We start from the raw sequence: 11,685 nt of genomic DNA, 5'->3' as shown, positions 1-11,685 counted from the left end.
GGGGGGGGGGGGGGGGGGGGGGGGGGAAAGAGAAAGAAAGGAAAAAAGGAAAAAAGAAATTTTTTGCGACGCGGAGCGCGGCGCGCTCCGCGCCAACAGAATGGAAAGGATTATCATGAAAGTCATTCGTCCCCTGCTGGTGATCTTCGGCGGCCTGTCGCTGATCACCGGCCTCGCCTACCCGCTCGTCACCACCGGCATCGCCCAGGCGGCGTTCCCGTCGCAGGCCAACGGCAGCCTGATCGAGAAAGACGGCAAGGTGGTGGGCTCGCGGCTGATCGGCCAGAATTTCGCCGGCGAGCAATACTTCTGGGGCCGCCCGTCGGCCACCAGCCCGATGCCGTACAACGCCGGCAACTCCGGCGGCTCCAACCTGGGCCCGACCAATCCGGCGCAGCTGGCCGCGGTGAAAGGCAATGTGGAAGCGATCCGCAAGGCGCACCCGACCCAGACCGGCCCGGTGCCGGTGGACCTGGTGACCGCGTCGGCCAGCGGCCTGGATCCAGAAATCTCGGTGGCCTCCGCCTATTACCAGGTTGACCGCGTCGCCGCCGCGCGTAAACTGCCGGCAGACGCGGTGCGCAAGCTGGTCGACGGCCGCATCGTCGGCGAAACCTTCGGTTTGCTGGGCGAGCCGCGCGTCAACGTGCTGGAGCTGAATCTGGCGCTGGACGAACTCTCGAAGAAGGCTTAAACCCGCATGACCGATCAGCGCCCCGACCCGGATGCCCTGCTGGATGAACTGAAGCGCGAAGAGCTGGAGGCCCATCGCGGTCGGCTGAAGATTTTCTTCGGCGCCTGCGCCGGCGTCGGCAAGACCTTCGCCATGCTGGCCGCCGCGCGGGTCAAGCAACAGGAAGGGGTCAAGGTGCTGGTCGGCGTGGTGGAAACCCACGGCCGCAAGGAAACCGCGGCCCAGCTGGATGGCCTGGAAGTGCTGCCGCCCAGCCGGATCGAGTACAAGGGCCGCGCGCTGTCGGAATTCGACATCGACGCGGCGCTCGCCGTCAATCCGCAACTGATCCTGATCGACGAGTTCGCCCACTCCAACGCCCCCGGTTCGCGCCACCCCAAGCGCTGGCAGGACGTGGAGGAGCTGCTCGCCGCCGGCATCGATGTCTACACCACTCTCAATGTGCAGCACCTTGAGAGCCTTAACGATGTGGTCGGCCAGATCACCGGCATCATCGTCAGGGAAACGCTGCCCGACCATGTGTTCGACATGGCCGATGAAGTCTCGCTGGTGGACCTGCCGCCGGACGAGCTGTTGTCCCGCCTCGCTGCCGGCAAGGTCTATCTGCCGCAGCAGGCCGAACGCGCGGTGAAGAATTTCTTCCGCAAGGGCAATTTGCTGGCGCTGCGCGAGCTGGCCTTGCGCCGCACCGCCGACCGCGTCGACGCGCAGATGCGCGCCTATCGCGCCGACCAGTCGATCAAGCCGGTCTGGCACACGCGCGAGCGGCTGCTGGTCTGCGTCGGCCCAGGGCCCGGCACGGAAAAGCTGGTGCGCAGCGCCAAGCGGCTGGCCGCCAATCTGGACGCCGACTGGATCGCCGTCTACGTGGAGACGCCCAAGCTGCAGCGGCTGCCGGAAGAGCAGCGCGCGCGGATATTGAAGGGGCTGAGGCTGGCGCAGGAGCTGGGCGCCGAAACCACAGTGCTGGGCGGCAGCTCGCTGGCCGCCACCTTGCTGGCCTACGCCCGCACCCGCAACGTATCCAAGCTGGTGGTCGGCAAATCCAGCCGCGGCTGGATCGCCCGGCGGTGGGAAGGCTCGCTGGTCGCCGAGCTCAGCCGCCTGTCCGGCGACGTCGACGTCTACGTGGTGGCGCATGAGCTGGAGGAAGACGCGGACAAGCGCGGCAAGCGCGTGCCCAGCCTGCTGTTCAGCGACAGCGAATCCGGCAACGCCGCCCGCGGCTACCTCGCAGCCGCCGCCATCTGCTTCGCCACCACGGAGCTCAACCATCTGCTGGTGCCCTATTTCGCGCTGTCCAACGTGATCATGGTGCACCTGCTGGCGGTGGTGCTGATCGCCACCCGCTACGGCCGCGGCCCCGGCGTGCTGGCATCCTTCCTGTCGGTGGCGGCGTTCGATTTCTTCTTCGTGCCGCCGCAGCTGTCGTTCGCGGTGTCCGACACCCAGTACCTGCTGACCTTCATCGTGATGCTGGTGGTGGCGCTGATCATCAGCCAGCTGACCGCCCGCTTCCGCTTCGAGGCCACCATCGCCACCTACCGCGAGCGCCGCACCCGCGCGCTGTACGACCTGGGCCGCGAGCTGGCCGGCGCGCTGACCGCCTCGCAAATCATCGAAACCGCGGTCGGCCGGCTGGAGCCGCTGTTCCGCGCCAAGGTGATGCTGTTCATTCCCGACAGCGAGGACCGCCTGCGCGCCGCCACCGAAACCGGCAACGACGCCGACGCCGGCGTCGCGCAGTGGGTGTTCGACAACCAGCAGCCGGCCGGACTCGGCACCAACACGCTGCCGTCCAACGCCGCGCTCTACGTGCCGCTGAAAGCGCCGATGCGGGTACGCGGCGTCATCGCGCTGTTGCCGGAGGAAACCGTCCACCCCTTCCTGCCTGAGCAACAGCGGCTGCTGGAGACCTGCGCCGCCCAGATCGCGCTGGCGCTGGAGCGGGTGCATTATGTGGAAGTGGCGCAGGACGCCATCGTGGCGATGGAATCGGAACGGCTGCGCAACAGCGTGCTGTCGGTGGTGTCTCACGACCTGCGCACCCCGCTGACCAATATGCTGGGCATGGCCAATATGCTGAACGCCCCCACCCTGCCGCCGGGCCAGCAAGCCGAGATCGCCCAGTCCATCCAGGATGAAGCGCTGCGCATGACCAAGCTGGTGACCAATCTGCTGGACATGGCCAAGCTGCAGTCCGGCGTCAAACTGAACAAGGAATGGCAGTTGCTGGACGAGGTCGTCGGCAGCGCCGTGCGCGCCTGCGAGCACAGCCTGCGCCACCACAAGCTGGAGCTGGATCTCAGCCGCGACCTGCCGGTGCTGGAATACGACGCGGTGCTGATCGAGCGCGTGCTGGTCAACTTGCTGGAGAACGCCGGCAAGTACACGCCGGCCGGCTCGCGCATCGAGCTGGCCGCCCGCCACGATGGCGACAAGGTCCGCATCACCGTCACCGACGACGGCCCCGGCCTGCCCGCCAGCATGGAACACCGCGCCTTCGACAAATTCACGCGCGGCGCGCCGGAATCCACCACGCCCGGCGTCGGCCTGGGCCTGGCCATCTGCCGCGCCATCATTGAAAACCACGGCGGAACGATAGAAGCCGGCAATGCCCGTCCGCACGGCGCCCGCTTCTCCTTCACGCTGCCGGCCGGCTCGCCTCCCGCGCTGCCGCCGGACGACGCCTGAAACCACAAGAGCGACAAGACATGAACGACGCACCCATTTCCGTAGTGATCATCGAAGACGAAAAGCCGATCCGCCGCTTCCTGTCGGCGGCGCTGGAAGAGGAGAATCTTACCGTCTACGAGGCCGAGACCGGCAAGCAGGGACAGATAGAGGCGGCGACCCGCAAGCCCGATCTGGTCATCCTGGACTTAGGGCTCCCGGACATGAACGGCATAGACGTGATCAAGAGCCTGCGCGAATGGAGCGACATCCCCATCCTGGTGCTGTCGGCCCGCACCCAGGAGACCGAGAAAGTGGCGGCGCTGGACGCCGGCGCCGACGATTATCTGACCAAGCCCTTCGGCGTAGCCGAATGCCTGGCGCGGATCCGAGTGCTGCTGCGCCGCCGCATCCACGGCAGCGCGGCGGCGCAGCAAACGTTCCAGTTCGGCGACATCAAGGTGGACCTGGTCAACCGCCTGGTGCACAAGGGCGAAACGCCGGTGCATCTGACGCCCATCGAATATCGGCTGCTGTCCACGCTGATCCGCAACGCCGGCAAGGTCATCACCCACCGCGAGCTGCTGCTGGCGGTATGGGGGCCGTCATTCTCCGAACACAACCAGTATCTGCGCGTCTACATGGGCCACCTGCGGCAGAAACTGGAAGACAATCCGGCGATGCCGCGCCATATCGTCACCGAAACCGGCGTCGGCTACCGGCTGGTGGAGCAGGAACTGCGCCAGCCGGCGGATTGAAAACCCGTCAGCGCGCGGCGGCGCCGGACAGCAGCATGCCGATGAAGGCGTCGATGTCGCGCTCGGCGTCCAGTTGATCGGTCAACAGCCGATACCAACAGAAGCCGAATATCATGTCCAGCAGCAGCTCCAGATCGGCGTCCGCCGCCAGCTCGCCGCGCCGCGCCGCGCTTTCCAGCAGCTGGCGCGGCAACTCGCGCCGGCGGCCCATGAATTCGTTCTTCATCTGCATCAAGGTCTGAGGGTCCAGCTGCGCCTCGGCGATCACGCTGCGGAACGCCTCGCCGCAGATCGAAGAGCGCCATACCCGCCACAGATTGTGCAGCAGGAAAGACAAGTCCTCCCTCAAGGAACCGCATTCCGGAAACTGCCTTACCTGCCCACTTTCACTTTCATACACCTCGGCGATCAGCGCCGCCTTGTTCGGCCACCAGCGATAGATGGTGGGCTTGCTGGCGCCCGCCCGCCGCGCCACCGACTCGATGCTGATGCCGCAGTAGCCGACTTCCTTGAGGATTTCTATCGTCGAAGCCAGGATCGCCTGATGCGTCTGCGGATTGCGCGCGGCCCCGGTCGAACTTCTGATGGTGTTCTGCGACATGGAAAGCCATCCTCCTATTCTATTCATGATGAAGTGCCGCCGGCGCTCCAACGCGCCTCTCCGGCGGATCTCGGCGCGGCATCGCCACGCGGGCATGATAGCAAGACGGCCTGGGCGGCTTCTTAATCAAAAGAAAAAACGAAACGTTTCGTTTTGTTATCGAGAGCCCGCTTACAACGAAACGACGATGCCCGCGGACCATGGGTGCCAACAACGCCGATATCCTGGCCTTTGCAACATAAGGAAAGGAATCGGCGCATGCGCGCGCGGCGACCGCGCCGAGATCAAAAATATCGTGAGCGGCAACATATCACCTAACCGGCCCGCTGCGACACCCATCGCCGCCGCCGCTCCCCTCTTCTTCGCAAAAAAACAACAATGAATCGGCGAGGTTCGCAAACCGAAAATTAATTCGAAAGATAAAACTCATATAAAAAACAATGCCAAAGCAGACAAATTCACTGTCATTCAACTGTCTATATCGACTCCCGCCGCCCAACAATATTCCCAATCGAAAAACCTTGTCCTCGAACAACAAAACCATACAAGCGCCAACGAAAATTTCCGACCCAAGCAAAAATTGTCCACTTTTCATCAATTGCGCGGCAAAAAAATCTCACTTTGCTTAGTCTCGATTGATGAATCATCAAGACAAACCAGACTAGAACAGACATTCACGCCGCTTTCACAGTTGCCGTTCGGCATCGAATAATTCAAATCGTTAGCTTCAATAAAGTTTCAGTTCATTTATTTCAAACATGAAAAAGATAATTGCTGTTCAGCTGAAATTATAAGTTCACGAAATTTACCATTGACACAAAATGCCATCGGCATGCTAACTAAAAAAAGGAAACGGTACGTTTCGTATTTTTTAGCGGCATGCCCTGTCCATCACGCCGGAAGCATAGGCGCTGACGCGGGCTACGCCGCCCACGCACAACCCGTTTAGCGAAAAGGAAGCGCCATGAAGAAGGCAGGCATAGTGAGCTATGGCAGCGCCGTCCCGGTTTGCCGGCTCAAGATAGAAGACGTCGTGGATGTCTGGAAAAACACCGAGGCCGCGCTAGTGCGCGACCATCTGGGGGTCAGCGAGCGCGCGGTGCTGCAGCCCGACGAGGACGTGATCACGCTGGGCGTGCTGGCCGCCCAACACGCGCTGGAGCACGGCGGGCACCCCAAGCTGGACGCGCTGTACCTGGGCACCTGCACCAACCCGTACGAATCCCGCGCCTCCGCCGCCGTGATCCTGGAAATGCTGGGCCAAGGCTATGACCTGTACTGCGCCGACATCCAGTTCGCCGGCAAATCCGGCACCTCCGCGCTGCAAATCGGGCAAGCGCTGGTGAGCGCCGGCATGGCGGAACACGCGCTGATCGTCGCCGCCGACGCCATCGGCCGCCACACCGCGCCGGGCGATCTGACCGAGTCCTACGCCGGCGCCGGCGCCGCCGCGCTGGTGCTGGGCAGCGGCAAGGTCATCGCCGAGATCGACGCCACCTTTTCCTGCGCCGCCGACGTCGCCGACAACATCCGCCCGCAAGGCGAGCGCTACATCCGCTCCGGCATGGGCCTGGGCTCGGACAAGAACGGCATCGGCCTCGAAGAGCAGACCCGCCGCGCGGTGCGCGGCCTGATGGACAAATTGAAGGCTTCGCCGTCGGACTTCGACTACGCGGTGTTCCAGCAGAACGTGGCGTCCACGCCGCGTTCGCTGGGCCGCCAGCTCGGCTTCGCCGCCGAGCAGGTGGAGCCGGCGCTGTTCGCCGGCAGCGTCGGCGACACCGGGTCGGCCAGCCCGCTGCTTGGCCTGATCCAAGTGCTGGACCAGGCCAAGCCCGGCCAGCGCATCCTGCTCGCCTCCTACGGCTTCGGCGCAGGCAGCGACGCCGTGGCGCTGACGGTGACCGACGAAATCGTCGAACACCAGCGCCGCGCCAAGCCGCTGGCCGCGCAACTGGCCGCCAAGCGCCATATCGATTACGGCACCGCGATCAAGTACGAGTTCAAGTACCTGCGTCCGGACTACGCCCTGACCGCCTACCTCTGAGATCGAGCAACAGGAGAACCAATATGAGCGCACGACGCGTCGCCATCGTGGCCGCGGCCTACACGCCCAAGCCGGGCAGCAGCCGGGTCCGCCAAACCTTCAAGGAAATGATCGTCGAGTCGTCCTATCAGGCCTTGGCCAACGCCGGCATGGACGCCCGCGAAATCCAGGGCGTGGCCTATGGCTACCACGGCGAGGGCATCTCGGAGTACGGCGGCTTGGGTCCGACCATTTCCGACACGCTGGGCGTCAGCCCCGCCCCCACCTTCATCACCAGCTCGAACTGCACCAGCAGCTCGGTATCGTTCCAGATGGGCCACCAGATGGTCGCATCCGGCGAGTACGACATCGTGTTGTGCGGCGGCTTCGAGAAGATGACCGACCATTTCAACTACGCCGAGTACATCGGCTCCAGCACCGAGTGCGAGTACGACTACTTCCTGGGCATCTCGCACACCGACGCCTTCGCGCTGGCCACCTCGGAATACTTCCACCGCTACGGCTACGCCGGCCGCGAAGCCGACGTGCTGGCCGCCTTCGGCCGCCAGATGCGCGTCTACGCCCACAACACGCCGACCGCCACCCGCTACGGCCAACCCATCCCCTCGCTGGAAGAGCTGAAGAAAAGCGAGGCGCACGGCTCGATGCTGGCCTGGGGCGAGGCCAGCGGCTGCGCGATCCTGGTGGCCGAGCACTTGGCGCACAAGTACACCGACAAGCCGGTGTTCATCAAAGGCTGCGCCTACACCGGCGTGTCGCACTACTTCGGCACCCGTTACCACAATCCGACGCTGCGCCACCCCGGCCTCGCCACCGACACCGGCATGGCGCTGTCGGCCAACTCGGTCGCCTGCGCCGAGATCGCCTACAAGAAGGCCGGCATCAGCGCCAAGGACATCGACGTGGCCCAGGTCTACGACCTCTTGGGCGCCGGCCTGATCCAGATGGAGTCGATGGGCATCTGCAAGCCCGGCCAGGCCGGCCATTTCGTGCTGGAAGGCGGCATCGCCATCGACGGCGAAACGCCGCTGAACACCGACGGCGGCAACATCGGCCGCGGCCACGCCTCCGGCTGCGACGGCATCCTGCACATCACCGAGCTGTTCCGCCAGCTGCGCGGCGAGTCCGACAACCAGGTGAAGAACGCGCGCATCGCGGTCTCGCAGAACCTCGGCGGCTACGCCGCCCATAACTCGGTCATCGTACTGGGCAACGAATAAGGAGCGTCAGCATGTCTCTGTATCCGGAACACATCCACCGCATGACCACGGCCAGCATGCTGCGCGAATGGCGCGAGCATGGCGGCAAGTACCGCCTGGAAGGCACGCGCTGCAAGGCGTGCGGTGAAATCTTCTTCCCGCGCCGCAGCGTGTGCGGCGCCTGCAACTCGCTGAGCGTGGAAACCTACCGCTGCGCCCGCGCCGGCGTCATCGTCGCGCTGTCCGAAGCCGCCAACCCCATCCTCGCCGGCATGGGCTACGGCGAAACCGTGCCGCGCCATATGGCGATGCTGAAGCTGGACGACGGCATCGGCCTCGCGTCCGAAGTGGTGGACGTGCTCGACCCGTCCCGGCTGAAGATCGGCGCCCGCGTGCGCATGGTGCTCCGCAAGCATGTGCGCGAGAGCAACCTGGCCTGGCAATACGCCTACAAGTTCGTGCTGGAAGATTGATCGCGCCGGGCGGCCACTATGGTCCGCCCGGCCGGAAAACAAGCAATACCACCCTCATAGCCACTCAACCCCGATAGATAGAGGTCCGCACCATGTCCACGCTCTGCCAACCGTCCGTGCTGTTTCCGCAATACAAGATCACCCAGGCTCAGATGATCGAACACCTGGAAGAACTGCACGGTGACCACCCGCGCCTGCCGCTGGCGCGCAGGATGATCCAGAACACCGAGGTGAACACCCGCCACCTGGTGCTGCCGATCGACGAATTGTCGGTGCACACCGGCTTCACCCACCGCAGCATCGTCTACGAACGCGAGGCGCGGGCGATGTCGTCCAAGGCCGCGCTGCAGGCGCTGGAAAGCGCCGGCCTGACGCCGCAAGACATCCGCATGGTGATCGTCACCTCGTGCACCGGCTTCATGATGCCGTCGCTGACCGCCCACCTGATCAACGACCTGAACATGGCGCAATCGACGATCCAGCTACCCATCGCCCAGCTCGGCTGCGTCGCCGGCGCCGCCGCCATCAACCGCGCCCACGACTTCGCCAGCCTGGGCGGCCGCAACCACGTGCTGATTGTGTCGCTGGAATTCTCATCGCTGTGCTACCAGCCTGACGACACCAAGCTGCACGCCTTCATCTCCTCCGCGCTGTTCGGCGACGCGGTGTCGGCATGCGTGGTGCGCGCCGACGACGACGCCGCCGGTTTCCACATCAAGGGCACCCGCTCCTTCTTCCTGCCCAAGAGCGAGCACTTCATCCGCTACGACGTAAAGGACACCGGCTTCCACTTCACGCTGGACAAGGCGGTGATGAACTCGATCAAGGACGTCGCGCCGGTGATGGAGGAGTTGAACCAGCAGGTGTACAACCAGCAATGTTCGTTCAACGACTTCTTCGTGTTCCACACCGGCGGCCGCAAGATTCTGGACGAACTGGTCAACAAGCTGGAGCTGCCGGCCGAGAAGGTGGCCCACTCCCGCAACAGCCTGTCCGAAGCCGGCAACATCGCCAGCGTGGTGGTGTTCGACGTGCTGAGCCGCCGCTTCGCCGCCAACACCGAAGAGGGCTCGATCGGCATGCTGGCCGCCTTCGGCCCGGGCTTCACCGCTGAAATGGCGGTGGGCCAGTGGGCGGCCTGAGGCCATCCGCCTGACAGGCGCGCCAGAACGGCGCGCCTGTCCTCTCCCGTCGTCTCCTTCCCTTTCGCCACTCCCGCCACGGCCCGCCGCCGGCCATCGGCTCCCGATCGATGCGGGCGGCCGCGGGCAGGCGCGCCCGTCGGCGACGCCTCAGGAAAACGCGATGAACAAGCCAATGCTGCCCGGCCCCGGCGCCGGGCGACACGAAACCATCATGGTGGCGCTGCTGTCGCTGGGCTTCGGCCTGGTCGGGCTGGACCGCTTCATCATCCTGCCCTTGTTCCCGGTCATCATGCGGGATCTGCAGATGAACTATCAGGACTTGGGCAATCTGTCCGCCGCGCTGGCCATGGCCTGGGGCCTGGCCGCGCTGACCGTGGGCGGCATGGTGGACCGCCTGGGCCGCAAAACGGTGCTGGTCGGCTCGCTGCTTCTGGTTTCGGCTCTGTCCGGCCTATCGGCGCTGGCGGGCGGCCTGTTCGGTCTGCTGGCGCTGCGCGCGCTTATGGGCGTGTGCGAAGGCTTGTTCACGCCCGCCGGCATCACCGTCGCCACCGAGGTGTCCCACCCGGACCGGCGCGGCTTCAATCTGGGCGTGCAGCAAGCGCTGTTTCCGGTGCTGGGACTGGCGCTGGGGCCGCTGATCGCCGTCTGGCTGCTGGAAACGCTGCACTCCTGGCGCGGCGTGTTCGCGGTGGTGGCGCTGCCCGGCTTCCTGCTGGCCTGGCTGATCCAGCGCCACTACCGGCCGGAGCTCGGCCACCTGCCCCCCGCGCCCGGCCAGCCCGCCGACGCCCCCCTGCCGTGGCGGCAGCTGCTGCGGCTGGGCAATATCCGGCTGAACGTGCTGCTGATGTTCTGCATCCTGGCCTGCCAGTTCGTGCTGTGCGCGATGCTGCCCAACTACCTGACCGACCACCTGCGGCTGTCGACGATGGAAATGGCGTCGGTGATCTCCGCAATCGGCATCGGCGGCTTCATCGGCCAGTTGATCGTGCCCGGCCTGTCCGACCTCTATGGCCGCAAGCCGGCGGTGATGCTGTCGTTCGCCGCCAGCGCGGCGCTGGTGCTGCTGCTCAAGCTGGCGCCGGCCCAGCCCTGGCTGCTGTTCATCCTGCTGTTCGGCATTTCCTTCTTCAATTGCAGCCTCACCTGCCTGACTGTTGGCCCGCTCACCGGGGAATCGGTGCCCGCCGCGCTGCTGCCGGCCGCCACTGGCATGGTGGTGGGACTGGGCGAGGTGCTGGGCGGCGGCGCGGCGCCGGCGCTGGCCGGCTTCGTCGCCACCCGCTTCGGTCTGCCCGCCATCCTCTACGTGGCGCTGGGCGGCAGCCTGGGCGGCCTGGCGCTGTCCACGCGGCTGAAGGGGCCCAGGGAAGAACCTTCCAGCCTGCCGATACCGGATGAAATCCCGCCGGCGGTCCGCGCGCTGCCGGAGCGGGGCTAGCGGAAAAGCGGTGTTGACAGCCCGCTGCCATCGGCATAATCTAATGCTCATGCGCCGATTTGACACAGCTTGCGGGCGCTTGATAAATGCCAGCTAAAGCGTATCCGGATCAACCCGCTTGCGCTTACATGGCCAGCGGGTTTTTTCATGGCTGGCCGGGGCATGCTCTCCCGCAGGAGGTTTCGGATCGGTTCAGGCGCCGAGTTAATGACAACTTGCAGGGCGCCGAAAAATCCTGCTAAAGCGTCGCCGGCCATCCAGGCCCGGCACGCGCAGCGCGACCGAACCTGGGAGAGCCAAAATGTACGACTGCCTGCAAGACAGCTATACCGATTTCTCTTTTGCGATTTTTGATGCCGTGGGAAGACCTCGCCCCCTCTGTGGCAGCCTGAGCGCCACACCGCTGCCGTCCGGCGACGACAGCGCCCTGCACGACCTCGCCGCCTTCGCCCGCGACCAGGGCTATGAGATAGACCGCTGCGAACAGCAACTGACCGTCCGCGACATCAGCCTGGCCGACGCGCTGGCGATCAATACCCGCTTCGGCGGCGAGCTGATCATCAGCTGCGATCTGCGGCGCGATCCGCCGGTGCGGTTCTAAGCGCGACCTGCCAAGCGCCTGGGTCTATACTCCGTAGCGCAACGTGGCGG

General features: G+C 65.0%; 10 protein-coding genes. 9 read left to right on the top strand and 1 reads right to left on the bottom strand.

The genetic code is table 11. The features are described 5' to 3' along the window. Positions 1-115: 115 nt before the first annotated feature. Genes kdpC through kdpE form a run of 3 tightly spaced genes read left to right on the top strand, consistent with a single transcriptional unit; the run spans position 116 to position 4,125 of the window. The gene (gene kdpC / locus ACX17K_RS21795) at positions 116-694 is read left to right on the top strand and encodes a potassium-transporting ATPase subunit KdpC (RefSeq protein ID WP_493776410.1); all 579 of its coding nucleotides are present in this window, start codon (positions 116-118) and stop codon (positions 692-694) included. 6 nt (positions 695-700) lie between these two features. Further along, positions 701-3,388, top strand: coding sequence for a DUF4118 domain-containing protein (locus ACX17K_RS21790; protein ID WP_493776409.1), 2,688 nt, complete (start codon positions 701-703; stop codon positions 3,386-3,388). A gap of 20 nt (positions 3,389-3,408) precedes the next feature. Beyond that, positions 3,409-4,125: a two-component system response regulator KdpE gene (gene kdpE / locus ACX17K_RS21785; protein WP_021476360.1), complete on the top strand. Its 717-nt coding sequence runs from the start codon at positions 3,409-3,411 to the stop codon at positions 4,123-4,125. A 7-nt stretch (positions 4,126-4,132) separates the two neighbouring features. Here kdpE and ACX17K_RS21780 read toward each other — a convergent pair whose 3' ends face one another. Continuing rightward, positions 4,133-4,726 (bottom strand): TetR/AcrR family transcriptional regulator, encoded by a 594-nt coding sequence (locus tag ACX17K_RS21780; protein ID WP_021476361.1) that lies wholly within the window; start codon positions 4,724-4,726, stop codon positions 4,133-4,135. A gap of 964 nt (positions 4,727-5,690) precedes the next feature. On the opposite strand from ACX17K_RS21780, the gene ACX17K_RS21775 reads away from it, so the two are divergent. The 6 genes from ACX17K_RS21775 to ACX17K_RS21750 all read left to right on the top strand — a co-directional run bounded on the left by ACX17K_RS21775 (position 5,691) and on the right by ACX17K_RS21750 (position 11,635). After that, the gene (locus ACX17K_RS21775) at positions 5,691-6,773 is read left to right on the top strand and encodes a hydroxymethylglutaryl-CoA synthase (RefSeq protein ID WP_493776408.1); all 1,083 of its coding nucleotides are present in this window, start codon (positions 5,691-5,693) and stop codon (positions 6,771-6,773) included. Between the two features lie 23 nt (positions 6,774-6,796). Beyond that, positions 6,797-7,993, top strand: coding sequence for a thiolase family protein (locus ACX17K_RS21770; RefSeq protein WP_493776407.1), 1,197 nt, complete (start codon positions 6,797-6,799; stop codon positions 7,991-7,993). A gap of 11 nt (positions 7,994-8,004) precedes the next feature. After that, positions 8,005-8,445 carry a Zn-ribbon domain-containing OB-fold protein gene (locus ACX17K_RS21765; RefSeq protein ID WP_021476365.1) on the top strand — a complete coding sequence of 147 codons (441 nt, stop codon included), beginning with the start codon at positions 8,005-8,007 and terminating at the stop codon, positions 8,443-8,445. Positions 8,446-8,537: 92 nt separating this feature from the next. Beyond that, complete coding sequence (locus ACX17K_RS21760) at positions 8,538-9,587, top strand: type III polyketide synthase (protein WP_493776406.1); 1,050 nt, start codon at positions 8,538-8,540, stop codon at positions 9,585-9,587. A 163-nt stretch (positions 9,588-9,750) separates the two neighbouring features. Then, positions 9,751-11,034: an MFS transporter gene (locus ACX17K_RS21755; RefSeq protein ID WP_493776405.1), complete on the top strand. Its 1,284-nt coding sequence runs from the start codon at positions 9,751-9,753 to the stop codon at positions 11,032-11,034. Between the two features lie 301 nt (positions 11,035-11,335). After that, positions 11,336-11,635 carry a hypothetical protein gene (locus tag ACX17K_RS21750; protein WP_021476368.1) on the top strand — a complete coding sequence of 100 codons (300 nt, stop codon included), beginning with the start codon at positions 11,336-11,338 and terminating at the stop codon, positions 11,633-11,635. Positions 11,636-11,685: the final 50 nt, after the last annotated feature.

It is taken from the genome of Chromobacterium sp. INPA-IVC (assembly GCF_059047085.1).
Note: the sequence above shows the minus strand (reverse complement) of the source record. Positions and strands in the feature narration are given on the sequence as shown.